The organism is Prescottella sp. R16 (genome assembly GCF_030656875.1).
Taxonomy (GTDB): Bacteria; Actinomycetota; Actinomycetes; order Mycobacteriales; family Mycobacteriaceae; genus Prescottella.
Genome location: NZ_CP130943.1, coordinates 2,838,442 through 2,863,602 on the forward strand (window position 1 = coordinate 2,838,442; position 25,161 = coordinate 2,863,602).

General features: G+C 68.7%; 22 protein-coding genes and 2 tRNA genes. 10 read left to right on the forward strand and 14 right to left on the reverse strand.

Annotated elements, in window-relative coordinates; genetic code table 11:
• Window positions 1–37: 37 nt before the first annotated feature.
• The 9 genes from Q5696_RS13320 to Q5696_RS13360 all read right to left on the reverse strand — a co-directional run bounded on the left by Q5696_RS13320 (window position 38) and on the right by Q5696_RS13360 (window position 10,237).
• Entirely contained in the window at window positions 38–2,266 is a 2,229-nt protein-coding gene (locus Q5696_RS13320) for an arylsulfatase (RefSeq protein ID WP_305091811.1), read from the reverse strand.
• Window positions 2,263–3,633, reverse strand: a complete 1,371-nt coding sequence (locus tag Q5696_RS13325) for an aldehyde dehydrogenase family protein (protein ID WP_305091812.1) — start codon at window positions 3,631–3,633, stop codon at window positions 2,263–2,265. The genes Q5696_RS13320 and Q5696_RS13325 overlap by 4 nt, the downstream gene beginning before the upstream one ends.
• A gap of 30 nt (window positions 3,634–3,663) precedes the next feature.
• A complete protein-coding gene (locus Q5696_RS13330; protein WP_305091813.1) occupies window positions 3,664–4,476 on the reverse strand; it encodes an SDR family oxidoreductase in 813 nt (270 codons plus the stop codon).
• 64 nt (window positions 4,477–4,540) lie between these two features.
• Window positions 4,541–5,290, reverse strand: coding sequence for an enoyl-CoA hydratase-related protein (locus Q5696_RS13335; RefSeq protein ID WP_305091814.1), 750 nt, complete (start codon window positions 5,288–5,290; stop codon window positions 4,541–4,543).
• A complete protein-coding gene (locus Q5696_RS13340; protein WP_305091815.1) occupies window positions 5,287–6,888 on the reverse strand; it encodes an acyl-CoA synthetase in 1,602 nt (533 codons plus the stop codon). The genes Q5696_RS13335 and Q5696_RS13340 overlap by 4 nt, the downstream gene beginning before the upstream one ends.
• 83 nt (window positions 6,889–6,971) lie before the next feature.
• Window positions 6,972–7,706 (reverse strand): nitroreductase, encoded by a 735-nt coding sequence (locus Q5696_RS13345; protein WP_370654930.1) that lies wholly within the window; start codon window positions 7,704–7,706, stop codon window positions 6,972–6,974.
• An 828-nt stretch (window positions 7,707–8,534) separates the two neighbouring features.
• Window positions 8,535–9,620 (reverse strand): ISAs1 family transposase, encoded by a 1,086-nt coding sequence (locus Q5696_RS13350; RefSeq protein WP_305091816.1) that lies wholly within the window; start codon window positions 9,618–9,620, stop codon window positions 8,535–8,537.
• Between the two features lie 147 nt (window positions 9,621–9,767).
• Window positions 9,768–10,046: a hypothetical protein gene (locus Q5696_RS13355; protein WP_305091817.1), complete on the reverse strand. Its 279-nt coding sequence runs from the start codon at window positions 10,044–10,046 to the stop codon at window positions 9,768–9,770.
• Window positions 10,043–10,237 (reverse strand): helix-turn-helix transcriptional regulator, encoded by a 195-nt coding sequence (locus Q5696_RS13360; protein WP_305091818.1) that lies wholly within the window; start codon window positions 10,235–10,237, stop codon window positions 10,043–10,045. The genes Q5696_RS13355 and Q5696_RS13360 overlap by 4 nt, the downstream gene beginning before the upstream one ends.
• A gap of 98 nt (window positions 10,238–10,335) precedes the next feature.
• Here Q5696_RS13360 and Q5696_RS13365 point away from each other — a divergent pair, with 98 nt between their 5' ends.
• Both Q5696_RS13365 and Q5696_RS13370 read left to right on the forward strand, forming a co-directional pair.
• Complete coding sequence (locus tag Q5696_RS13365) at window positions 10,336–10,938, forward strand: helix-turn-helix domain-containing protein (protein WP_305091819.1); 603 nt, start codon at window positions 10,336–10,338, stop codon at window positions 10,936–10,938.
• Complete coding sequence (locus Q5696_RS13370) at window positions 10,928–12,100, forward strand: tyrosine-type recombinase/integrase (RefSeq protein ID WP_305095286.1); 1,173 nt, start codon at window positions 10,928–10,930, stop codon at window positions 12,098–12,100. The genes Q5696_RS13365 and Q5696_RS13370 overlap by 11 nt, the downstream gene beginning before the upstream one ends.
• Window positions 12,101–12,144: 44 nt before the next feature.
• Here Q5696_RS13370 and Q5696_RS13375 read toward each other — a convergent pair.
• Window positions 12,145–12,218: transfer RNA gene (locus Q5696_RS13375), tRNA-Ile, on the reverse strand.
• A 170-nt stretch (window positions 12,219–12,388) separates the two neighbouring features.
• Here Q5696_RS13375 and Q5696_RS13380 point away from each other — a divergent pair.
• Window positions 12,389–13,075, forward strand: a complete 687-nt coding sequence (locus Q5696_RS13380; protein WP_305091820.1) for a 3'-5' exonuclease — start codon at window positions 12,389–12,391, stop codon at window positions 13,073–13,075.
• Between the two features lie 64 nt (window positions 13,076–13,139).
• Here Q5696_RS13380 and Q5696_RS13385 read toward each other — a convergent pair.
• Window positions 13,140–13,212 (reverse strand) — tRNA-Asn (locus tag Q5696_RS13385).
• 136 nt (window positions 13,213–13,348) lie between these two features.
• Here Q5696_RS13385 and Q5696_RS13390 point away from each other — a divergent pair.
• Window positions 13,349–13,597: a hypothetical protein gene (locus Q5696_RS13390; RefSeq protein WP_305091821.1), complete on the forward strand. Its 249-nt coding sequence runs from the start codon at window positions 13,349–13,351 to the stop codon at window positions 13,595–13,597.
• Between the two features lie 18 nt (window positions 13,598–13,615).
• Here Q5696_RS13390 and dnaG read toward each other — a convergent pair whose 3' ends face one another.
• Window positions 13,616–15,535 carry a DNA primase gene (gene dnaG / locus Q5696_RS13395; protein ID WP_305091822.1) on the reverse strand — a complete coding sequence of 640 codons (1,920 nt, stop codon included), beginning with the start codon at window positions 15,533–15,535 and terminating at the stop codon, window positions 13,616–13,618.
• 23 nt (window positions 15,536–15,558) lie between these two features.
• Between dnaG and Q5696_RS13400 the strand changes: the two genes are divergently transcribed.
• Window positions 15,559–16,749, forward strand: coding sequence for a dipeptidase (locus tag Q5696_RS13400; protein WP_305091823.1), 1,191 nt, complete (start codon window positions 15,559–15,561; stop codon window positions 16,747–16,749).
• Between the two features lie 4 nt (window positions 16,750–16,753).
• On the opposite strand, the gene Q5696_RS13405 is transcribed toward Q5696_RS13400, so the two are convergent.
• Window positions 16,754–18,022 carry a deoxyguanosinetriphosphate triphosphohydrolase gene (locus Q5696_RS13405; RefSeq protein WP_305091824.1) on the reverse strand — a complete coding sequence of 423 codons (1,269 nt, stop codon included), beginning with the start codon at window positions 18,020–18,022 and terminating at the stop codon, window positions 16,754–16,756.
• Entirely contained in the window at window positions 18,019–18,714 is a 696-nt protein-coding gene (locus Q5696_RS13410; protein ID WP_305091825.1) for a YdcF family protein, read from the reverse strand. Before Q5696_RS13410 ends, Q5696_RS13405 begins: the two co-directional genes overlap by 4 nt.
• Window positions 18,715–18,783: 69 nt before the next feature.
• Here Q5696_RS13410 and Q5696_RS13415 point away from each other — a divergent pair, with 69 nt between their 5' ends.
• From Q5696_RS13415 to Q5696_RS13435, 5 genes are all read left to right on the forward strand, one after another.
• Window positions 18,784–20,808, forward strand: coding sequence for a TPM domain-containing protein (locus Q5696_RS13415; protein WP_305091826.1), 2,025 nt, complete (start codon window positions 18,784–18,786; stop codon window positions 20,806–20,808).
• Between the two features lie 110 nt (window positions 20,809–20,918).
• Complete coding sequence (locus Q5696_RS13420) at window positions 20,919–21,878, forward strand: STM4015 family protein (protein ID WP_305091827.1); 960 nt, start codon at window positions 20,919–20,921, stop codon at window positions 21,876–21,878.
• On the forward strand, window positions 21,875–22,969 hold the full coding sequence (locus Q5696_RS13425; RefSeq protein WP_305091828.1) for an STM4014 family protein: 1,095 nt from the start codon (window positions 21,875–21,877) through the stop codon (window positions 22,967–22,969). Before Q5696_RS13420 ends, Q5696_RS13425 begins: the two co-directional genes overlap by 4 nt.
• A complete protein-coding gene (locus Q5696_RS13430) occupies window positions 22,956–23,792 on the forward strand; it encodes an STM4013/SEN3800 family hydrolase (protein WP_305091829.1) in 837 nt (278 codons plus the stop codon). The genes Q5696_RS13425 and Q5696_RS13430 overlap by 14 nt, the downstream gene beginning before the upstream one ends.
• The gene (locus Q5696_RS13435) at window positions 23,789–25,159 is read left to right on the forward strand and encodes an STM4012 family radical SAM protein (protein WP_305091830.1); all 1,371 of its coding nucleotides are present in this window, start codon (window positions 23,789–23,791) and stop codon (window positions 25,157–25,159) included. The genes Q5696_RS13430 and Q5696_RS13435 overlap by 4 nt, the downstream gene beginning before the upstream one ends.
• Window positions 25,160–25,161: the final 2 nt, after the last annotated feature.

Below are 25,161 nucleotides of genomic sequence, written 5' to 3' on the forward strand. Positions count from 1 at the left end.
CCGGCTCCCGCTAGTCGACGTCCGACAACATCAGTCCCTACTTCAACGACACGTCGACCCGGTGCAACGTCCCCGTGAAGGCGAACGGCACGCGGTAGTCCTCGCTGACCGGGGTACCGGTGTCCAGCCCGACGTTCGTGCCCTCCACGTACGACATCCGCCACGGCACTGTGCGGCTCAGGTGCTCTCGGGCGCACGGATCGCCGTCGACCCGGAGCACGGCCGTGCCGCCGAGCCCGTAGCCCTGCCCGTCCGGCTCGAACGCAACCTCGAGCCGGCGGCGACCGGCGGGCACCGGACCGTCGGAGGTGACGGTGAAGCGCACGCTGCCCAGCAGGTTGTAGTGGTACACCAGTCGCCCGCCCAGCAGGTAGAGGGCGTGGCCGCCGAACCTGCCGCCCTGACCGAAGAGTACGCCCTCGGCCCCATCGGCGGGCACCTCCACCTCCGCGGCGACCACGAAGGACCGGTTCGCCAGGTCCGGTGCGCTGCCCGGCGGGACGCGATGGGTCCCCGGGTAGTAGGTGAACTCGTCGCTACCGCGGACCTCGCTCGGCTGCGCAGGCCCGACCCGACGACCGGTGCCGACGATGATCGGCAGCACCTGGTTGCGGGCGGCCTCGATCCAGAACAGGTCCTGCAGTTCGCGCAACCGCTCCGGGAACTGCGAGGCCAGGTCGATCGCCTGGCTGTAGTCGTCGGCGACGTGGTAGAGCTCCCAGTCGATCTCGTCGAGCTCCGGCGGCGGCATCTTGAACGCCCACGGCAGCTCGACCGGCCCGCAGGCCGCGACCCAGCCGTCGTGGTAGATCGCCCGGTTGCCGTGCAGCTCGAAGTACTGGGTGTTGCGCGCGGACTTCGCGTCCGGCTGCGCGAACGTGTAGCCCATGCTCACCCCGGCCATCGGTTGCTGCGCGACGCCGCCGACCTCGGCGGGGGCGCCGAGCCCGACCGCCTCGAGGATGGTGGGGGTGATGTCGACGACGTGGTGGAACTGGGTACGCACCCCGCCCACGTCGGCGATCCGGTCCGGGTGCGAGATCACCATGCCGTTGCGGGTGCCGCCGAAGTGCGAGGCCACCTGTTTGAACCACTTGAAGGGGGCGTCGAGCGCGTTCGCCCAGCCGACCGCGTAGTGGTTATAGTGCAGCGGTCCGCCGATCTCGTCGATATGCTCGAGCATGTTCTCCACGCTCTCCGACATCCCGTTCATGAAAAACGCCTCGTTGAGCTCGCCGTGCGGGCCGCCCTCCGCGCTGGCGCCGTTGTCGCCCTGGATGAACACCAGCAGCGTGTTGTCCAGCTCACCGAGCTCACGCAGCGCATCGACGAGGCGACCGATCTGCGCGTCGGAGAACGCGAGTGAGGCCGCGAAGACCTCCATCTGACGGGCGTAAAGGCGGCGCTCGGCGGCGGAAAGCGAGTCCCAGGCGGGGATCTCGTCGGGGCGCTCGGTCAGCAGCGTGTTCTGCGGGATCACCCCGGACGCCTTCTGCCGGGCCAGGGTCTGCTCGCGGACCGCGTCCCAACCCTGGTCGAACTGGCCGGCAAACCGCTCGATCCACTCCCGCGGCGCGTGGTGCGGGGCGTGCGCGGCCGCCGTCGCGTAGTGCAGGAAGAACGGCTTGTCGGGCGCGGCCGACTTCTGCCGGCGGACCCAGTCGATCGCCTGATCCGCCAGGTCCGCCTCGAGGTGGTAGTCCGCGTCGCCCAGTGGCGGCTCGATCGGCCGGGTGCCCTGGTAGAGGCCCGGCGAGAAGTTGTTGGTGCCGCCGCCGAGGAATCCGTAGAAGTGCTCGAAACCGAGGCCGGTGGGCCACCGGTCGAACGGGCCGGCCGGGCCGGACTCCCAGTCGGGCACGTTGTGACACTTGCCGATCAGGGCGGTGCCGTACCCGTTGCGGCGCAGGATCTCCGCGATCGTCGCCGCGTCCGGCGGGATCATCGTCGTGTAGCCGTCGTAGGCCATCGCGGACTCGGTGATGCGGCCGAAGCCGACGTCGTGGTGGTTGCGTCCGGTCAGCAGCGCGGCGCGGGTCGGCGAGCACATCGCGGTGGTGTGGAATTCGGTGTACCGAAGCCCGTTCTCCGCCAACGAGTCCAGCACCGGCGTGGGCACCGGACCCCCGAACGTGCTACACGTCCCGTAGCCGACGTCGTCGGTGAGGATCACGAGGACGTTCGGGGCACCGGCCGGCGCCTTCGGACGGCTCGGCCAGTCGGGCTCGTCGATGGATACCGGGATACGCCCGGGAAGGACTGTCATGACGTGTGCTTTACGCTGACCACGCGAATCTGGAGGAAGTCCTCGACGCCCGCTGCGCCGCCCTCGCGGCCGAAGCCGCTGGACTTCACGCCGCCGAACGGCAACTCGACCTCGAGCGCGTTGTGCTGGTTCACCCACACCGATCCGGCGTCGATTCGCTCGGCGACCGCGGTGGCGGCGGCCTCGTCGGCTCCCCACACCGAGGCGCCGAGGCCGAACTCCTGGGCGTTGATCGTGGCGATCACCTCGTCGAGGTCGCGGTAGGCGACCACCGGGAACACCGGTCCGAACTGCTCCAGGGCCACCAGCTCGGCCGAGTCGTCGAGGTCGCGGACCAGCGTCGGCTCGAGGAAGTAGCCGGGCAGCTCGGTGCCGCGGCCGCCGCCCATCACGACGGTGGCGCCGCCGGAGACCGCCTTGTCCAGCAGGGACTGCACGAAGTCGAGCTGCGCCTTGTTGTGCAGCGGCCCCATCGTGGTGCCGGGCGCGAGCCCGTCGCCAACCGACTTCGCCGCCATCAGCCCCGCGAAGATCTCACAGAACTCGTCAACTTTGTCGGCGGGCACGTACGCCCGCTTCGGCGCGACACACATCTGACCGGCGTTGAAGAACGCCGAGTTCGCTAGGTAGGCAGCGGTGTACGCGAGATCGGCGTCCCCCAGCACAATGGCCGGGTCGTTGCCGCCGAGCTCGAGGGTGACGGGCGTGATGACCTCGGCGGCCTGCTTCATGATCAGCTTGCCGACACCGGTCGACCCGGTGAAGGACACCTTGCGGACCAGCGAGTGCTCGACGAGCGCCTTGCCGATGTCCGGTCCGCCGTGCACGACCTGGATGACGCCTTCGGGCAGGATAGCCTTGAGGATGTCAACGACCTTGTCCACCACCAGCGACACCGACTCGGCGGGCTTTATCACGACGGTGTTGCCCGCGGCCAGAGCGGGCGCGATCTTGGCGATGGTCAGGAACACCGGAAAGTTCCACGGCACGATCGCCGCGACGACGCCGAGCGGCACCCGCTGCACACGTGCGGTCCGGCCGGCTACATCGGGGCCGAGTTCCTCGTCCGCCCAGTAGATCCGGGACGCGTGCGCGAAGGCCTTCGCCGAGATCCAAACCTCACCCGACGCCTCGGTCGCCGTCTTGCCCTGCTCAGCGACCAGCAACGGCACGATCTGCGCGCTCTTGCGCATCATCTCGAGCGCGCAGGCACGCAGCAGCCCCTGTCGGTACCCACGGTCGGTTTTCCAGGTGGCAAATGCGGTGTCCGCGTCACGGATCGCCTGATCGAGCTCACCGGTGGAGGTGACGCGAACACGGCCGATCTCCTGCAGCGTGGCCGGGTTGATCGAGATGAGTTCGTTCATTGTCTGCTCTCTTGTCGTCATCGTCGCTTCCTAACCCTGCGCTGCCGCGGCCATGGCCGGTGCGATGTAGTTGCGGAAAACCATTGCGCCCATGGCGCCGTCGACGGGCAGGTCCGCTCCGCTGATCCAGCTGGCCGCGTCCGAGACGAGGAAGACCAGCGCGTCTGCCACCTCTTCGGGCTTGGCGTGCCGACCTGTCCACATCGCGGTGCCGTTGATGCTCTCCTCACCCAGGGTGGTGATGAAGTCCGCCAGCAGCGGGGTTCCGACGGTGCCGGGCGAGACGCTGTTCGAGCGCATGCCGATCTGACGACCGTCCACCGCCATGTTGCCGGCATTGACGATCGAGATCTCCTTCGACAGGTCGTAGCACTTGGTGTCGAGTTCCGGGTAGTCCGCGAAGGTGTCCAGTGCAGCGTCCCAGTCGTCGATCGCCAGGAACTCGTTGATGGCAGCGAAGTTCTGCGCCCAGCCGAGGCCGGTCAGCGACGCGGTGGTCACCACGACCGGGTCACCGGCGAACTTCGGCACAAGCAGCCGGGTAAGGTCCCGCGGGGCCAGCGAGTTGATGGACAGGACCGTGCGCCACGGCAGGGTGCCCGCCACGCCGGCATTGTTGATCAGCGCGTCGATCGGGCCCTCGACGGCGTCGGCGATCGCCTTGACACCCGCGTAGGTCGACAGATCGCCGATGATCATCGTCGACACGGCGTCGTCGATACTGGCGACGCGATCGACACCGATCACCGTCGCACCCCGATCGGCCAGCTTGCGCGCCGCGCACGCGCCGATACCGGACGCACACCCGGTGACCACGACCGTCTTGTTGGCAAAATCATTCATGGTGAAGTTCCTTCGAGAGTATCGGTGGGGGAAGGTTTTTCAGCGCCCACTCCACTGGGTTTGATTAGTGGCCACGCCACTGTGGCGCCCGCTTTTCGAAGAAGGCACTGATGCCCTCCTTCATGTCTTCGGAGGCGAGGAACGCCTCTATGGCGGTGTCCGTGGCCGTCCAGCCGAGGGCGTCCTCGGCGTCGGTGAGGGTGCGTAGCGCCCGCAGGGTCTCGCGCGCCGACATCGGCGAGGACAGGCAGACGTCCTCGGCCAGGACCAGCGCCCGCTCCAGGGCACGGCCCGCCTCCGCCAGCTCGTTCACCAGGCCCAGCTGATGGGCGCGGTCGGCGTCGAGGGTGCGGCCCGCGACGAGGAGTTCACGCGCCACGTTCGGCGGCAACGCCCGCGCGGCCCGAAAGAGAGCGCCCGAGGTCGCGACGAGACCGCGGCGGGCCTCCGGCAGCCCGAACCGGGCGGTGCTGGACGCGACGACCATGTCGCAGGCGAGGGCGATCTCGAGTCCGCCGCCGAGAGCCGGCCCCTCGACGGCCGCGATCAGGGGGGTCTCCCGCACGCGCCGAATAATCCCGTACTCGCCGCCACGTTCGGTCTTCAGATCGACCTCGGCACTGAGATCCGTTCCGGCGCAGAAGATCCGCTCGGTTCCGGTGATCACGCCAACCCAGAGGTCCTTGTCGTCGTCCAGCCGGTTCAGCGCGGCGTCGATGCCCTCCGCCGTCGCGCGGTCGATGGCGTTGCGCTTGGCCTCGCGGTCAAGCCGGATGACCAGCACCCGACCGTGGCGCTCCTCAACGACAGTCACGACGCCGTGCCCTGTGAGACCGTGGCGCGGGCCCACCGGTAGTCGGCCTTGCCGGCGGGCGAGCGAACGATCAACGGCACCACGACGATCGAGCGGGGAATCTTGTACCCGGCGATCTCACCGCGACAGTGCGCGGCGATCTCGTCGGTATCCAGATCCTCGAAGCCCTCGCGCAACTGCACGACGGCCGAAACCTGTTCCCCAAGCCGCTCGTTCGGTATTCCGGCCACCACCGCGTCCAACACCGCGGGGTGGCTCTTGACCGCCGCCTCGACCTCCTCGGGGAACACTTTCTCTCCACCGGAGTTGATGCAGACCGAGCCGCGGCCGAGCAGCACGATCGAACCATCGTCCTCGAGCCGGCCCATGTCGCCGAGCACTGACATCCGGACACCGTCGACCACCGGGAAGGTCTCCGCTGTCTTCTCCGGCTCGTTGAAGTACTCGAGCGGGACGTGACCGGTCCGCGCGAGATAGCCGCTGGCGCCGGACCCCGGCGCCAGCGGCCTGAGCTTCTCGTCTACCACCAGCATGTTCGGGTTGTTCCGGATCCGCATGGTGCCGTCATCACCGATCTCGAGCGTGCCGTCCACTCCGGACTCGGACGCGCCGAATCCGTCCCGCAGAAACAGATTCGGCATCAGCTCGAGCAGTTGGTCTTTCGAACTGCGGGACCACAGGGCGCCACCGGAGCCGACCATCACCAACGAGCTCAGGTCGTACGAGGATCCGTGCCGGCGAATCGCATCGGTGAGCGGTCGGGCCATCGCATCGCCTACCACGGTGATGCACGACGCCTGCTCGTCCGCGATGAGTCGCAGGGCCTCGACCGGCTCGAACGCGTGCATCAAGACCTGCTTGGCACCGCTGAACAACCCGCTGAACACTGAGTACACGGCAGCGCCATGCATCAGCGGTGCCGGCAGGACGAACGTCATGGGACTGGCGTTGGCAGCCGCGGCGGCAGCCAACTCCCGACCGTCGGTGAACGGGGCACCGCTGTGATTTCCGCCGGCGAGTGCGGCCATGAAGAAATCTTCCTGACGCCACACCACGCCTTTCGGCATGCCGGTGGTGCCGCCGGTATAGATGATGAAGTGGTCGTCTTTGCTGCGCGCAGCAAAGCCTCGCGTGACTTGTTGTCCGGCGAGGGCCTCGTCGAAATCGACGTGCGTGACGGAGGATGCCTCGACGTTGCCGGCCGGGCCGAACGTCACCAGGGTGGAGATGGCAGGGCAGGCTGGCAGTGTTGCCTCGATGACGGGCAGGAACTCACTGTCGGCGATCACGGCGACGAGCTGAGAGTTGTTGTACAGGTAGGTGAGTTCGCTTTCGGTGTAGCGGTAGTTGATGTTCACGGGCACAGCCCGAATCTTCAGGCACGCCAACATGGACTCGACGAACTGCACACTGTTGCGCATGTGGATGCCGACGTGCTCGCCTGCCCGGATCCCCCGATCGGTCAGCGCATGCGCGAGTCGGTTCGCTCGTTGATCGAGCTGGGAGTAGGTGCGACGTTCGTCGCCGCACACGAGGGCTGCGCGGTCGGGAATCTCATCGACGACGTCTTCGAAGAGGTCTGCGAGGTTCAACGACATGAGAAAGATCCTTTGAAGTAATCGACGACGACGGCGGGACTGATCGCCGTCGACCGAGGTCGCGGGGGTGACGGAACCGCGTGTCAGGACACCCAGGTGGCGACCGTGCCGATGTCAGCCCGGGTGGTGCGGAACCCGTTGGCGGGATGGGATTCGTCGGCGTAGCCGAAGGAGATCGAGCAGACCACCTTCCGGTCGGCAGGAAGGTCGAAGAAGCTGTGTAGATAGGGGGCGCTGCCGGCGAGCGCGGCCTGTGGGACGGTGGCCACGCCGAGGCTGTGCGCAGCGAGGAGGAAGGTGTTGACGTACAGCCCGCAGTCGACCGCGCCGTAGACCCCGAGCGCCTCGTCCGAGGTGATGATCGCGACGTGGGGGGCGTCGAAGAGGTCGAAGTTCTTCATCGTCTGCTCGGCCGAGGCACGCCGATCCCCCGCCGCGATGCCCACGCTCGAATACAACTGCATCGCGCATTCCTTGCGGCGCGCGCCGTACTCGCCCTGGTACTCGGCGGGGAAGGGGAAGTCTGGTTCCTGCGGGGACGAGCGAACGTATTCGCCGAGCCCCTTCCGGAACCGTTCGGTGCCCTCACCTTCGGTGATCGCCACCTGCCAGGGCTGGGTGTTGCACCAGGACGGGGTGCGCTGGGCCATCTCGAGGATCCGTTCGATCGTCCCGCGCAGGACGGGGTCCGGGCGGAAGGCGCGGCAACTGCTGCGCGTGTCGAGCAGGGATCCCAGATCGGCGTGAAGGCTTGAGGTGGGCACTTCGGTCACGATGACACTCCTACTTGCGGGCGGGACAGGAAGCGAGTCCGGCATAGCGGTGATTCCCGAGATCCGCACATTGCCGGGCTTCGCCGTCATGATCGGACCGCGACAGGTCTGGACGAGGAAATTCGCGTAGCGGGCATCTGGAACGGTCGACCCTCGCACGCGTTCTTGAACGTCAGCGAGCGCCTTCGGCGTTCCGTGATGGCCCGTTCTCCAGCCTCAGCCTTCACCTGCGGAGCTATGGCCTGGATCACGCCAGTGACGTTAAGGGAACGCCCTTAAAGTGTCAAATACATCGCCGACGAAGCGGTTCACGATCCTTCTCTCGTGCAGCACACAGCGGTGCCACCACGTCGTAGCAACAACGTTCGTGGACGAGGGATTGCGAGTTGACGCGGAGGGCTTTGGCGTTCGCGGATCGACCGGACGTCGCGGTGGGGGTAGCTGCCGTTGTCCGACAAACGACACCTCGGAGAAGGTCGGCCGAGACCGGTCACTGGCATGACGGGAACGAAACACAACAGCACGCAGGACCAGGGGCCGACCGGCGCCGCCGACGGAGGGGCGGAGGCACGGCGCAAACGCGGCCGGACCTGTCCGTTGGACGGCGGGAGGGCTGATCATCGGCAGGGCTGGCACGACTACGGCCGCCACGTTGGTCGAGCGGACCAGTCGCTCCGTGAACCGCGGGTGCCGGACGCAAAGAAGGCCAACGCACTCGCTGACGTGCTCCTCGACAACGTCGCGGGGCCTCGTGCAGTTGGTCATCCGAAGCAGCTGTGGTGGTTCGCAGGGCATTGACCAGTTAAGATAAGAAACTTACTATTGCGGTCGTGAGTGAACCGCAGGGCCTCGACAAAGTCGCATAGCTGCATGTCAGGCGGCATGAAGTAGATCGATCGGACGATGCGGGTCGCGGCCGTGATGCCGTAGCGCGGCTGCGATGTTGTCGTGGCCGGCCAACCGCAGGACGCTGACGACGGTGTTGCGGATGGTGGCCATCACCTGCGGACCGGTGCCGGTGCGGACGGCGGAGCGGTCTTCGTCGAAGGTGACGTCCCGGACCCAGTGCAGGCGGTTCTCGATCGCCCAATGCCCGCGAACCCAGCCGGCGACCTGCAGCGGAGCGGCAGAGGTCATCGGGATCGAGGTGACCAGGTAGACGACCTCGACGGATCTACGGCCCTTCCTGGTGACGGTGCGACGCACCTGCAACACCTGGCAGGCGTGTGGAAACCCGAGCCCACCGGCGACCTCGGTGGCCTTGATCGTGCGCCGCTCCCGCCGCCCGTGACCATACCCACCGGTCGACGACGAGACAGGAATCGCGTTCCACGGCAACGACTTCAACAGATCCCGCAGGACCTTCTGGTTGTTCTTGACGGTGAACACGTAATGCCCGCCCCGACCGACGATGTACTCGGCGGTGGCCCGCTGACAGTGCAGGGCATCCGCGGTGACCACCGCGTCGGTGAGGTCGAGTGGGGCGAGGAGGTCGGTGATCAGCGGGATCTCGTTGGTCTTCGCACCGACCTCGACCTGTCCGAGGACCACCCCGCTGCCGTGGTCGAGGGCGGCCAGCAGATGGGTGAGATGCCCGGCCGCGTCCCTCGCGCCTCGCAACGTCTTGCCGTCGACGGCGATCACCCGGCGCCCGTCGACCACCCGGGTTCGTAGCCACGCCCACATGCCGATGACCTGGTCCAACACGGCCGCGTCGACGCGGGCGAGGGTGCGGCGGATCGTCGATTCCGACGGCACCCGATCGGCCACACCCAGCTTCCCGAGCGCGTCTGCCGGCGCATCATGGACCCACTCTGCGATGGCGGTGAACGAGCGCGCGCCGGCGCACACCGCGGCCAGGGACACCGACAGGATCACCGTGAGCGGGTGCCGGACCCCACGCCGGGCCCGTGGATCGGGCACCCAGTCGAGCGCGTCGAGGATCCCGGTGTCGGACACTGGAACAGGCGTGGGAGAAGATGAGGCTGCGGGCACGACTCGTTCCTGGTTGTGACGATTGTGTAGGAACTTGAATCATCGCCGAGGCGGTCGTGCCCGCCCCAATCCGCGCTCTCGTCGAGCGTCATCTCGCACTGAAACCCCAGCTCAGCGTGTATCACTCACGACTTTGCCGGGCCCCTGGGTGGGCATCGGATCTTCTCCTTCTTGCAGGTTGGTGTGGGTCTCGTTGCCCTCGATGCCCTGGCCGGCATCGGGGGCGTTTCTGATTTCGAGCTCGTCGAGCGGGATCGCCACCTCGAGGGGTGGGCATCCATCGACCTCGGGGAGTCGCACGAACGCGATTCGAGTTCCGTCCGTGTACTGCCCGTAGGCGAACACTTCGACGATCTGGCCGTCGTGGGCGGCGTACAGCTGCGCGGTCATGCTGCGCCGCCCGTGGCCTGTGCGTTCTCCCATGCGATGAGGTCGCTCATCTTGTAGCGGGCGTATCGGCCGATGACGCTGTACTTGGGGCCCTTCTTCTGGCTAGCCCACTGCGCGAGCGTCTTGACGGGCAGTTTGAGACGGCCGGCCACTTCCTCGCGGCTCAGCCAGTAGTCCTCGCTGGTGTGCATCTCACCCTCGTTTCCGTTTCAGGATCATATGATCCCCTTTCGGAACTCAGCATGGCTCGACATTGCCCGTTCGTCAAGTGGCAACTACCGTCTCCGATATGGAAACAGAACGTGGCGCACGGGTCCCGGACGTCATCGCCAAGAACATCGCCCGACTTCGGAAGCTACGCGGACTGACTGTCCGTCAACTCTCGGAACGGCTTACCGAACTCGGCTCACCGATGGTCCCGTCTGGAATCACCAAGGTCGAGAAGGGCACGAGGCAGGTCTCCGCAGAAGAGTTACTTCTGTTCGCGGCAGCCCTGAACGCCAGCCCGGCCGATTTCGTCGACGGAGCCGACCCGGACACAGCGGAGCCCATCATTGTGGCCCCAAACCTTCCCCCCGAAAAGCCTTTCGTGGTTCGAGCATGGTTCGCCGGCGAATGGCCGATCCCCGTGTCTGCCGACATGCAAGAGTTCCGGCAGGCAGCCCCCTCATGGTTCCGGGACAAGGAAGAACAGCAAGAACGAACCTTCCGTCATCCGGCGATGATGTCCCTCTCTAGCCTCAAGTCATTTCTGCACACAGCAGTCCTCGGTGAGGATGCCGGCGATCCACAAGCGCTCGCAAAAGCGATCAGGCAAGAATCCGACAGGCTTGCCGCCTACGCTTCACTGCTTGCAGACGAAACCGAACAGAAGGCAACCAATGGCCGGTAGACCTCCCCTGCGTATCGGTCAGCACGGCACGATCACCAGACGCGACCTCGGCGGCGGTATTTGGTTGGCGCACTGCCGCTTCCGCGACACCGACGGCGTCGTCCGTCGAGCCGAGCGGCGCACACCCGCTGGCCGACGAGATCAGCACGGGAAGATCGCCGAACAGGAACTACTCGACCACCTCGACACACGCCGAGCGCCAAGCGAGGAAGACGTCACCGACGCGACAACGATCACGGCGTTGGTGCGGACGTACCTCGGACGTTTGGAGGACGACGGACGATCGGCCGCGACGATGGACACCTACAAGTTCGCCGCCGGCAAGCTCGAAACGAAGATCGGCGGGGTCCGCGTCGGCGAGGCGACGGCCGGCCGAATCGACAGCGCGGTCCGGGCTATGACAAAGGCGCACGGGCCGACGATGGCGCGGCAGGCGAAGACGATCCTGCGCGGCGCTCTCGGTATCGCGGTCATCGCGGGGGCGCTCGACTCGAACCCCGTGCGCGACGTGGCGCCGATCAAGTCGAAGACACCACCGAAGGGAGCCCGACTGCTGACGGCCGCGGAACTGCGGGCCCTGCTCGGCGTGCTGGGTTCGTCGACGTTCTGCGCACAGAACGACCTCGTGGACCCGATCACCCTCCTGATCGCGACCGGACTCCGGCGATCCGAACTGCTGGCGCTGCGATGGACCGATGTCGATGACAAGGCCGGCACCGTGTCGGTGTCTGGGAAGGTGGTTCGAGCGAAGGGCGTCGGGCTACAGCGCGTCGAGGCAACGAAGACGGCCGCGGGACTGCGCACCATCGCGCTCCCCCGCTTCGCGCTCGAGGTGCTACAGCGGCGAGCGGCCGAACCTCAGCTCGGCAACCTCGGCGTGATCTTCCCATCGACGGCCGGCACATTGCGTGATCCGAACAACTTCGGGAAGCAGTGGCGGAAGGTCCGCGACGAGCTTGGGGTGCCCGACGCGACGACGCACAGCTTTCGAAAGGCGCTCGCGACGCTGATCGACGAAGAGGGGCTGTCGGCTCGTGTCGGTGCCGATCATCTCGGGCATCGGCACGTCAGCATGACGATGGATCGGTACATGAGCCGCGGCCGGACGCACGCGGTTGTGGCGGAACTTCTCGACCGGGCCGTTGCCATAAACGACGAATAAACGTCGTATTAACCAACTGGCGAAGGCAAAAACACCCTCTGACGTGGGGCGGGCGGGGCTCGAACCCGCGACCAATGGATTATGAGTCCACGGCTCTAACCGACTGAGCTACCGCCCCGGGGCGCGTGGTGTTCGCGCCGCCGTCGAAATCGTACCGTCCGCGGGTGTCCGTTTCTGTCGGTGGGGTGGCGTGCGTCGCACTGTCTGCGGTTTTGTCGGTGGGTGGGGGAAGACTCGTCGGCATGATGGGCGAGCATTCGGCTCTCCGTAAGAGTCGAAGGACCGTAGATGAGTGACTGGACGACCCGACCGATCTGTGCGTTCGATCTGGAAACGACGGGGCGCGATCCACTTTCGGCGCGGATCGTGACGGCGTGTGTCGTCACTGTCGACGACGGCGCACCTGTCGCACGGAATTGGATTCTCGATCCGGGTGTCGACATTCCGGGGGATGCGGCCGCGATCCACGGCATTTCCACGGCCTGGGCGCGCGAGCACGGCCGTGACTACGTCGAGGGGTACCGGGAGATCCGGGCGGCCCTCGCCGACGCCTGGAATGCCGGGTACGCGGTTGTGGCGTTCAATGCGGCGTACGACCTGACGGTGCTCGACGCCGAGGCCCGCCGGCTCGGGCTTCCTCCGCTCGACGATTACGGTCTCGTTCTCGACCCGTATGTCATCGACCGGGAGGTGGACCGGTATCGCCGTGGCAAGCGCACGCTCGGCGCGCTGTGCGAGCACTACGGGGTCGATCTCGGGGCGGCCCACGAGGCGCAGTCCGATGCGCTGGCCGCGGCGGAGTTGGCCCGGCTGCTCCCCCGGCGGTTCCCCGAACTGGCCCGGCTCGACGACATCATGGCCAGTCAGGCGTCCTGGCATGCCGCCCGGCAACACGATCTGCTCGAGTATCTGCAGCGGGTGGGCCGCGATGCCTCCGATGTCGACGGCCGGTGGCCGATCCGCACCGCCGCCTGAACCCTCGCAAACGAGACAAACGAGAAGGACCCCCACCCGGAATGGGTGGGGGTCCTTCTGGAAGCTCCCCCGGCTGGACTCGAACCAGCAACCCTTCGATTAACAGTCGAATGCTCTGCCAATTGAGCTACAGGGGATTACCTTGGCGGCACTGCCGTTTCCCGCGGTGCCTGAGAAACTGTAGCCCATACCCCCACCCAAGTACCAAATCGCCTGAACAACGGCCGATCGTGCAGGATGGAGGCAGGCTCTGCGAGAAGGAGGAATCCGGAAATGATGCGGTTGTTGGTGGGCGTCGCGGCAGGCTATGTCCTGGGCACCCGGGCGGGGCGGGCCCGGTACGAGCAGATCAGCAAGGCGGCGAAGGCGGTCGCCACGAGCCCTGCCACCAAGAAGGCCATCGAGGTGGGCCGGCAGAAGTTGTCGGACAGCCTCAGCACACAGCCGCGACTCGAGCCGATGAAGCCGATCGACGAGAAGACCACGATCCTCGTCCCGCAGGATCAGCTCCGGAAGAACTGACGGCGCCGGCGGCGTAGGTCAGGCGATGCCCTCGCCGCTGGTGTCGCCGATCGCCTGATCGCGCAGGCTGCGCCGATACTGTTCGAGTGCCATGAGGTCACCGAACAGCGAGTAGTACTCGTCGGCGTTGGCCTCCACGGAGATTCGCGACAGCTTCGACTTCAGTTCGGCCACCTGTTCGCCCACCCACACTTCCTGCAGGCGGGCGAGAACACCGCGAATGTAGCGGGGGGCGGTGTCGTCGTCGGCGGGCAGTGGATCGACCGCCAACTCCATCACCAGCGATTGCACGACGAGGTCGCCGGCGTTGCGGCCGACGGCGTCGACCCATTCGGCGCCGCCGAGACCCGCGGACGTTCCGCCCGCCTCGGCGACCGCGGCCCGTACCGCCGCGTACGCGGGATGGGTGAACGACTCCGCCGGGAGCGAATCGAACACGGTGCCGGCGATCGCCGGATACTGCAGTGCCGCTTTGAGAGCGTCGCGCTGCGGCCACAGCGTCGGATCGTCGGGGCGCGGCCGCGGCACCCCGGCCGGTGGCGCATCCGCCGATGTCTCTGCCGCGGGACGGCGTTTGACGGGTGTGCTGGTTCCGCCGCGTGCGATCCTGCGGGCCTCGTCCTTGACGCGCCGGCGCACGGCGGGAATGTCGTCCCAGCCGACCCAGCCGGACAGTTGCACGGCGTACCCGTCGCGCAGGGTCGATTCCTTGATCCGCGCCACCACCGGGACGGCGCGGCGCAGCGCCTCCACCCGCCCCTCGGCGGTGTTCAGATCATGTTCCGCGAGAATCGATTTCACGACGAACTCGAACAGCGGGGTGCGCCTGGCGACGAGGTCGCGTACTGCGGCGTCCCCCGACTGCTGCCGTAGTTCGCACGGGTCCATGCCGTCCGGTGCGATCGCCACGTACGTCTTCCCGGCGAGCTTCTGGTCGCCCTCGAACGCCTTCATCGCCGCGGCCTGGCCGGCGGCGTCACCGTCGAACGTGTAGATGACCTCGCCACGGAAGTAGCTGTCGTCCATGAGGAGTCGGCGCAGCATCGCAAGATGTTCGTCACCGAACGCGGTGCCGCACGACGCGACCGCCGTCTTCACCCCGGCCAGATGCATCGCCATGACGTCGGTGTAGCCCTCGACGACGACGGCCTGGTGGCCCTTCGCGATGTCCCGCTTGGCCAGGTCCAGCCCGAACAGCACCTGCGACTTCTTGTACAGGATCGTCTCGGGTGTGTTGACGTACTTGCCGGGCATGGTGTCGTCGTCGAACAGTTTGCGGGCACCGAAACCGATGACGTCACCGGCGAGATTCCGGATCGGCCACAACAGCCGGCGGTGGAACCGGTCGATCGGGCCGCGTCGCCCCTCCTTCGACAGGCCTGCCGCCTCGAGTTCCTTGGCGTCGAACCCCTTCGCCATCAAATGTTTGGTGAGGGTGTCCCAGCCGGCCGGGGCGTAACCGCATCCGAACGCCACTGCCGCCGCCTCGTCGAAGTTCCGTTCCGTCAGATAGTCGCGTGCGGCCTGCGCGTCGGGTTCCCGTAGCCGGGCCGCATAGAACTCCTGCGCGGCGGCGTTGGCGGCCACCAGCCGGGCCCGGGTGCCGCGGTCCTTCTGCACCGACGGCCCGCCGCCCTCGTACGAGATCTGGTAGCCGACCCGATCGGCCAGCTGCTCGACGGCCTCGACGAAACTGACGTGCTCGATCTTCTGCAGGAACGAGTAGACGTCCCCACCCTCCCCACAGCCGAAGCAGTGGAAGTGCCCGTGGTTGGGGCGAACGTGGAACGACGGCGACTTCTCGTCGTGGAACGGGCACAGGCCCTTCATGGAGTCGCCGCCCGCGCGTTTGAGCGAGACGTACTCGCCGACGACGTCCTCGATCCGAGTGCGTTCGCGAACGGCCGCGATGTCTCTGTCAGGGATTCGGCCGGCCACGGGGCCAGTCTAGGCTCTGCGCCATGTCGTCTCCCCATCGCCGCTGGGTGCGCCGCACCCTGATCGGTGTCGCCGGCGCCGTTCCGGTCGTCGCCGTCGCGTTCTTCGCGTTCGCCCCCGGCATCGTCGAACGCGCCCAGAACAAGATCGAACCCGCCGATCTGCCGACGGTCACCACCCGGACGCAGGCCCTGCACGACAGTCTGCAGATCGCCGACATGCACTCCGACACCCTGATGTGGGATCGGAACCTGCTCGACCGCGCCGACCGCGGCCACATGGATCTGCCGCGACTGCAGGACGGCAACGTCGCGCTGCAGGTGTTCTCGTCGGTGTCGAAGTCGCCGCGGGGTCAGAACTACGACGCCAACTCGGCCGACACCGCCGACAACATCACGGCACTCTCGATCGCACAGTTGCAGCCGCCGCGCACGTGGGGGTCACTCCTGCAGCGGTCGCTGTACCACGCGCAGAAGCTGGAGCAGGCGGCCGCGGACTCCGACGGCACCCTGCGGCTGGTCCGCACCCGCGGCGACCTCGATGCGGTGCTCGCCGACCGGGCCGCCGGACGGGAGGTGACCGGCGCACTGTTCTCCGTCGAAGGCCTGCAGAACCTCGAAGGTGACATCGGCAACCTCGACGTCCTCTACGACGCCGGCCTGCGTATGGCCGGGTTCACCCACTTCTTCGACAACGAGGTCGCCGGCTCGATGCACGGCGAAGACAAGGGCGGGCTGACGGATCTGGGCCGGCAGGTACTCACCGAACTCGAGCGGCGCGGCGTCGTCGTCGACATCGCGCACGCCAGCCACACCACGATCGCCGAGATCCTCGACCGCGCCACCCGCCCCGTCGTCGCGAGCCACGGCGGCGTCCAGGCCACGTGCGACGTCAACCGCAACCTCACCGACGACGAGATCCGCGGTGTCGCCGCCACCGGTGGCGTGATCGGCATCGGCTACTGGGACGCCGCCGTGTGCGAACTGACCCCCGCAGCCGTCGTCGACGCGATCGAGCACGTGATCGAGGTCGGCGGCATCGCGACCGCCGCCCTCGGCAGCGACTTCGACGGGTCGACGACCGTCGGCTGGGACACCTCCCGGATCGCGGTGATCACCCAGGAACTCCACGACCGCGGATACAGCGACGACGACATCCGGGCCGTCATGGGCGGCAACACGTTCCGCGTCCTCGGCGAGGTGCTGCCACAGTAGGCGCCTACCCCCAGCTGGCCTGGGCACCGAGGCTCTGTTTGTCGATGCGTTCGAGGCGGCTCTCGGTGCAGGAGGCGATCTGGTCGACGATCACCCGGGTGCGGGCGGCGTCGTCGGTAGCGGTGTTCCAGGCGGGGAGGAACAGCGGGTCGAGGCCGGACGGCGCGGTTCGCAGCAGCCACTGTGCGACCCGGTGGATGCGGTCGCGTTGCCGGTCCTGTCGGGCGCGGTGGCCGGTGTCGGACATCACGTAGTGCAGGGCGACAGTTTTGAGGAGCGCCACCTCGGCGGCGACGACGGGAGGGATCTCGAGGTCCGCCCGGTAGCGGGCGAGGGAGCCCGGCCCGGCGATGTCGCGGGTGCCGGCGACGGCGGCGGACGCGAAACGGCCCACGAGTTCGCTGGTGAGGTTCTTGAGAGCGACGGCGCTGGTGAGGGTGCCGTCGTACCGGCCGGTGGAGGCCACCACCGGGAGCCGTGACAGCCGGGCGGCCGCCTCGACCAGTTCGTCGACGACCAGTCCGCGGAACTGCCGGGCGCCGAGTTCGGCGAGGGCCCGCACCTCGGTGGGGTCGGCGAGGGCGCGCAGGTCGATGCGTCCGGCGATGACGCCGTCCTCGACGTCGTGCACCGAGTAGGCGACGTCGTCGGCCCAGTCCATGACCTGTGCTTCCATGCACTGTTTCCCGTCGGGGGCGCCGTCACGGACCCAGTCGAGGACGTCGGCGTCGTCGTCGTAGGCGCCGAACTTGGCGCCGGGTGCGGGGCGGGTCCACGGATATTTGATCGCGGCGTCGAGGGAGGCGCGAGTGAGGTTCAGGCCGACGCTGCGGCCGTCGGTGTCGAGGATCTTCGGTTCGAGGCAGGTGAGGATCCGCAGGTTCTGGGCGTTGCCTTCGAAACCGCCGCACGGTGCCGCGACCTCGTCGAGGGCTTTCTCCCCGTTGTGCCCGTACGGGGGGTGCCCGATGTCGTGGGCGAGGCCGGCGAGGTCGACGAGGTCGGGGTCCAGGCCGAGGCCTTCGGCGATGCCGCGGCCGATCTGGGCGACCTCGATCGAATGGGTGAGCCGGGTGCGGGGGGTGTCCCCGTCCCGGGGCCCGACGACCTGCGTCTTGTCCGCGAGCCGGCGCAGTGCCGCCGAATGCTGGACGCGGGCCCGGTCGCGGGCGAACGCGGTGCGGTGCTGTGCGGCTTCCGCGAACGGCACCAGGGCCGCGGTCTTCGGCGTCTCCGACACACGCCGGTCCAGGTCGTGCGCGCTGTAGGTCACTGGCCCGCCGTGTACTGGAAGTCCGCGGAGAAGTGCGTCAGCTGATACCACAGCAATGCTCCTGTCTCCCTCGCGATTCCGTGTACCTGGGATTCACGGGTGAGGACTGCCGGCCCCTGCCGGGTGGGTGCGGTCCAGGCGTCGAGTCCGGCGTCGCGGGCCATGGTGCGGGTGCGCAGCGAATGCCACGGGTCGCTGACGAGGACCGCCGAGTGCAGGCCACGCTCCCCCATCTCGCGGCTGACGGCCTCGATGCTGAGCAGCGTGTCCGAGCCCTCCTCGACCGCGAGGATCGCCCCGGCCGGGACCCCCTCGTCGATCAGGAAGTTCTTGCCGGACGCGGCCTCGGTGTACGCGTCGCCCTCCTGCTTGCCGCCGACCGTGACGATCGTGGACGCCACCCCGCGCTCGTACAGTTTGCGGGCGTGGTCGAGCCGGGCCTCGAACACCGACGACGGGGTGCCGTCGTACTGGGCTGCGCCGAGGACGACGATCGCGTCGGCGGGGCGGGTGTCGTCGATGCGGGCCACCTGCCACACCCGGGCCGCGGTACCGCCGACGAGGATCACCCCGATCACCACGGCACCCACGATCAGCCGGCTGATCCAGCGGCCGATCGTGGCCCCGAACGAGCGTCGCGGCGCGGGCCGGGGCGGCACATCGGTCGGGCGGTAGCTGGGGGCGGTACTCACGGCCTCGATTCTGCCAGCCGGCCGTACCGACCACGGGTGACGACGCGCCCCACCGGATAGATTCGTGCCATGTCACGCGCTTCCCGTTCCGTCCCCCGGGCATTCGCCGCGTCGCTCGTGGGCACGCTGCTGTCGCTGATCGTGCTCGCGTTCGCGCCGGCGACCGCGTCGGCGGAGGCCCCGCTGCGGCTGCCCGAGCACATCACCGACCTGTCGGGGGTGCTCGACGACGGCCAGCGTGCCGACGTGCAGGACGCCCTCGACACGTTGTACGCCGACCACAAGGTGTCGCTGTGGGTGGTGTACGTGCCGGACTTCGACGGACTCGATCGGGAGACGTGGACGACGCGGACCGCGACGGCGAGTGCTCTCGGGAACCGGGACGTGCTCCTGGCCGTCGCGACGACGGACCGCGACTACATGCTGGACGTCCCGCAGGCCCTGTCGCAGATCAGCGACGCGGAGGTGACGTCGATCCAGGTGGATTCGGTGGAGCCGATGCTGCGCGACGACGACTGGTCGGGTGCGGCGATCGCGGCGGCGGGCAGCATCGACGACGCCCTGGCCCCGGGGACGACGGGCACGACGGTGCTGTGGGTGGGGCTCGGTGTGGCCGTCGTGGCGGGCGCCGTGGTGGTCGTCTTCACGCGCCGTAAGCGGAGGCGGCAGCAGGAGCAGGACGTGGCAGCCGCCCACCGGGTCGATCCTACGAACCCCGAAGCGCTTGCTGCCCTGCCGATTCCCGCGCTCGATGCACTCGCGAAGGAGGTTCTCGTCGAGACCGACAATGCGATCCGCACGTCCGAGGAGGAACTGGCCCTCGCGGTCGGCGAGTTCGGCGCCGACGCCACGGCCACGTTCACCACGGCGTTCGAGCAGGCACGGGCCGCGCTGGCGTCGGCGTTCTCGATCCGGCAGCGACTCGACGACGACATCCCCGAAACCCCGCAGCAGCAGCGGGACATGCTCGTCGAACTCGTCACGACGTGCGCACGGGCCGACAAGGAACTCGACGACCGGGTGGCCGAGTTCGATGCGATGCGCGATCTGCTGCTGGACGCCCCGGCCCGCCTCGACGCGCTCACGCAGGCGGTCGTCGCGCTGACGGTGCGGGCGCCGCAGTCCGACGCCACCCTGGCCGCGCTGCGCGCCGAGTTCCCGGCGTCCGTGCTGGCGACCGTCGAGCACAATCCCGCGATGGCGCGGGAGCGGATCGTGTTCGCGGAGCAGAACATCGCGGCCGGACGGGACGCGGTGGCGCTGCCCGCCGGCAAGCAGGGCCCCGCGGTGGCGGCGATCCGCGCTGCGGAGGCCGCCCTCGATCAGGCCCGTACCCTCCTCGACGCCCTCGACCGCGCGGACACCGACATCCGGCACGCGATCGCGACGCTGCCGGCGGCGATGGCGGACGTCCAGCGTGGCATAGACACTGCGGATGCCCTCGCGGCTCGGGGTGGTGCAGCGCTCACACAAGCGCGGGCCGCCGCGGCGGCCGCGTTGCGGGACGCGCAGGCCGCGAAGGATTCCGATCCACTGGGCAGTTTCACGAAGGTCGTCGAGGCGGATGCCGCCCTCGATGCCGTGCTGGCCGACGCACAGGAGGCGCAGCAGCAGACCGACCGGGCCCGGGCCCGCCTCGCCCAGGATCTGACGGCTGCCGAGTCTCAGGTGAGCGCGGCCGCGGACTTCATCGGCACCCGGCGCGGGGCCGTCGGCGCGGAGGCCCGCACCCGGCTGTCCGAGGCGCAACGGCATCTCGAGGCCGCCCGGCAACTCGCGCAGTCGGATCCGTCGCAGGCCCTGCAGCACGCGCAGGCCGCCACCCAGCTGGGCGCCAAGGCCCTGTGGGCGGCGCAGGCCGACGTGAACCGCTACCAGGATCAGCAGCGTCCGCCCGGCGGCGGCATCAGCGGTGGCTCCCGCGGGAATGCTGCCGGCGCGATTCTCGGCGGCATCCTCATCGACAGCATGCTGCGCGGCAGCCGAGGCGGGCACGGAGGCTTCGGCGGCGGCTGGAGCGGGCCGCGGCCCGGATCGTTCGGCGGCTCCGGCAGTTCCGGCCGTGTCGGCCGCGGAGGCGGGGGCCGGTTCTAGACATTTCAGGCCTGTTGTCGGAGCCCGCTGCTACGTTGGCCCGCGAATTCGATCCGACCCGACGAGGCCGGACGCGCCCTTGACCGAACCGAACCGAAAGCGGGAGTTCCGTGCTGATCAGTGAGTTGCAGACCGAGTTCCACGGCCTTCCCGTCGTGGAGTTCCCCACCGATACGGACGCCGCCCCACCGGCGGTACCGGAGGACGGGCGGGTGGCCTGGCGCCTGTCCGCCGACACCTACGAGGCGGAGATCGAGTGGCCGGAGGTGTTCGAGAAGTTCCGGGCCACGATCGACCCGTCGACCGTACAGGCGATCGTCGTCGGAAGCTGGTCCGATCCGTACGACACCAGTTCGGCCGAGGTGGTGTCGGCGCTCGTCGCGGCCGCCGGCGAGTTCCCGGCGCTGCGCGCACTGTTCCTGGGGGACATGAGCTTCGAGGACTGCGAGATCTCCTGGATCACGCAGTCCGACGTCACTCCCCTGCTCACCGCGTTCCCCCGGCTCGAAGAGCTGCGGGTCCGCGGCGGCACCCAGCTGGCCCTGACCCCGGTCCGGCACGAACAGCTGCGCACCCTGGTGATCGAAACGGGTGGCCTGCCCGGCGACGTGGTCCGCGCGGTCGCCGCCTCGGATCTGCCGGCCCTGACCGAACTCGAACTGTGGTTGGGCGACGAGAACTACGGCGCCGACTCCGGTATCGACGATGTCGCCCCGATCCTCGCCGGCGAAAAGCTTCCGCACCTGACGCACCTCGCGCTCTCCAACAGCGAGTACGAGGACGACATCGCGGCCGCGCTGGCGACGGCGCCGATCGTGCCGCGACTGCGTGTCCTGGACCTGTCGAAGGGGGTGCTGTCGGATACGGGCGCCGAGGCCCTGCTGGCCGGGCAACCGCTCACCCACCTCGAATCGCTGGACCTGCACCACAACTATCTGACGGACGGCATGCGGGATCGGCTGCGGGCGGCGCTCGAACCGTCCGGTGTGCAGGTGAACCTCGACGGCGACGATGCCGACGAGTACGAGTACGACGGCACGACGTACCGGTCCGTCGCGGTCGGCGAGTGACCCCACCCCGCCTGGCGGTGGTGGGCAATCCCGGGAACCGGCGCGTCACCCTGTTCCTGGACGCGGCGCGGCGGCGGGGCCTGCCCGCCCCGAGGGTGGTGTCCTGGCGTGACGTCCTCACCGCGGGCGGCGCCCGGTTCGCACCCGACGAGTGGGTGCGGCTCGAATCCCCCGGTGAGGATCCCGAGGTGGACGCACTACTGCGCGGCCCCGGCGACCCGACCCGGATCGCGTCCGGACCACGCTGGTACACAACACTTCTCGCTTCAGTCGGGACGCTGAACGGTGGGCGCCGGTGGACCGATCCGGCCGATCTGGCTGCGCTGTTCGACAAGCGGCGCTGCCACGGCGTCCTCGCGAATGCCGGTGTTCCGGTACCGGTGTCGCCCACGTCGGGCGCCGGTGCCCCGGTTCCACGGAACTGGCGTCAGGTCCGGGAACTGGCGGACACGGCCGGTCTGCGCCGCTTCTTCGTCAAACCCGCGCACGGTTCGTCGGCGGCCGGGGTGGTCGCGGTGGAGACGGCGTCCGGCGGCCGGGTGCAGGCCCGTAGCAGTGTGGAGATCGCCGCGGACGGGGTCCACAATTCGCTGCGCGTCCGCCGGCACACCGGCGACGCCGCGGTGGGTGCCCTGATCGATGCGCTGGCCGGCGAGGGACTGCACCTCGAGGCGTGGCTGCCGAAGCCCTCGGTGCACGGCCGGGCCGCCGATCTGCGCGTCGTGGTGGTCGCCGGCCAGGCGACGCACGCGGTCCTGCGCACCAGCGGGCATCCGATGACCAACCTGCACCTGGGCGGGCGGCGCGGCGATCTCGATGCCGCACGAGCAGGTTTCGACGCGGCCGGATTCGGCTGGGACCGGGCGCTCGCCGTCGCGGAATCCGCGGCCGCCTGCTTCCCCCACACCCTGTGCGTCGGCGTGGACCTGTTGCCGGCCGCGAACTGGCGGGGCGCCGCGGTCGGCGAGGTGAACGCCTTCGGCGATCTGCTCCCCGGCCTGGACGGGCTCGAGGGCCGCGCCGACGGACTCGACACCTATGCGGCGCAGCTGGCCGCACTCGAAGGATGGATCGGCGATGCCACAGTATGAGATGCCACAGCCCGACATGAACACCGTCGTCGGATCCGACGACATCCTGCTGGTCACCCTCGACACGCTGCGCTACGACGTGGCCTGCGAGCTCGCGGCCGCGGGCCGGATCCCGAACCTGGCGCGGCACCTGCCGGGCGGCCGGTGGGAGGAGCGGCACGCCCCCGGCAGTTTCACGTACGCGTCGCATCAGGCGATGTTCGCCGGATTCCTGCCCACACCCGTGGGGCAGGGACCGCATCCGCGGCTGTTCGCGGCAGAGTTCGGGGGCAGCGAATCCACCGCGGACGGGACGTTCGTCTTCGCGGAGTCGAATCTCGTTGCGGGCCTTGCCGCCACCGGCTATCACACGGCGTGCATCGGTGGGGTCGGGTTCTTCAACCGCCGGGGCGCACTCGGCTCGGTGCTGCCCGACCTGTTCGACGAGGCGCACTGGTCCCCCGACCTCGGCGTGACGTCGCCGACGTCGTTCGAGGCACAGGTGGATCTCGCCGCACAGGTGGTGGACCGGCTGCCCGCCGAGCGCCGGCTGTTCCTGTTCGTCAACGTCTCGGCACTGCACCAGCCCAACTGGTTCTTCGCCGACGGCGCCACCGCCGAGGACGGGGACACCCGCGCGACGCATGCGGCGGCGCTCGAATACGTCGACCGGCACATCGGGCGACTGTTCGACGTCGTGTCGAGCCGGCGCCGCTGTTTCGCGATCGTGTGCTCCGATCACGGCACCACCTACGGCGAGGACGGCTACACCGGTCACCGGCTCGGCCATCCCGTGGTGTGGACGGTGCCGTACACCCATTTCTTCCTCGAAGGACCCGCATGACCGCCACCGATCTACCCCTGCCGGTGCCGCTGCCGGCACCCGAGGCTCCGACGGATTATGTTGCGCCGTACCGGAACTACGTGTACGCGTATCCACACAAGACGGCGTACCGGCCGCTCGATCCACGTCCCGCCCTGACCGACCTGTGGGCGGACGAACCGCAGGATGCGCTGTCGCTGTACCTGCACATACCGTTCTGCGAGGTACGCTGCGGTTTCTGCAATCTGTTCACCCGGGTCGGCGCGCCGGACGAGCTGACCACCCGCTATCTCGACGCCCTCGAGCGGCAGTCCGAGGCGGTGCGCGAGGCGCTGGCCCCGTCGGCCCGGTTCGTGACAGCGGCGTTCGGGGGCGGGACCCCCACCTATCTGACGGCGTCCGAACTGGACCGGCTGTGCGACATCGCCGAGAGCATGGGCGCCGACCTGCGGGCGGTCCCCCTGTCGGTGGAGGCGTCGCCGTCGACGGCCACCGCCGACCGGCTCGCGGTGCTCGCCGCCCGCGGCACCACCCGGCTCAGCCTCGGTGTGCAGAGCTTCGACGACACCGAGGCCCGCGCCGCGGTCCGGCCGCAGCGCCGGGCGGACGTCGACGCCGCCCTCGGGCGGATCCGGGACGCCGCGATCGAGGTGCTCAACATCGACCTGATCTACGGCATCGACGGCCAGACCCCGCAGTCCTGGGCCGAGTCCCTCGACGCCGCGCTCGCGTGGCGTCCCGAGGAGCTGTACCTGTATCCGCTGTACGTGCGCCCGTTGACCGGTCTGGCCCGCCGCGGCGCCGGACCGGATCCGGACTGGGACGCCCACCGCCTGGACCTGTACCGCCGCGGCCGCGATCATCTGCTCGCAGCCGGCTACGTCCAGGAGTCGATGCGCATGTTCCGGCGTGCCGACGCCCCCGACCTCGGCCCGAACGACTACGCCTGCCAGACCGACGGCATGATCGGGCTCGGGTGTGGCGCCCGGTCGTACACCCGGGGCCTGCACTACTCGTTCGACTACGCCGTCGACGCGCGGGAGGTGCGCGCCATCGTCGACGACTACGTGTCGGGCACGGTCGACGATTTCCGCCGCGCCGTCGTGGGTCGTCCGATGACCGTCGACGAGTCCCGTCGCCGGCACCTGCTGCAGTCCGTGCTGCAGACGTCCGGCATGCCGGTGGCGGACTATCGGTCCCGTTTCGGCACCGACCCCCGCGAGCATTTCGGTGCGGAACTCGATCGGTGGGCCGGACGCGGCTGGCTCGTCGACGACGGTGACCGGCTCCGGTTGACCGCCGCCGGTATCGCCTATTCCGACGCGCTGGGACCGGAGCTGTTCTCGCCGCGGGTGCGGGCCGCGATGGCCGAGTACGAGAGCCGGTGACG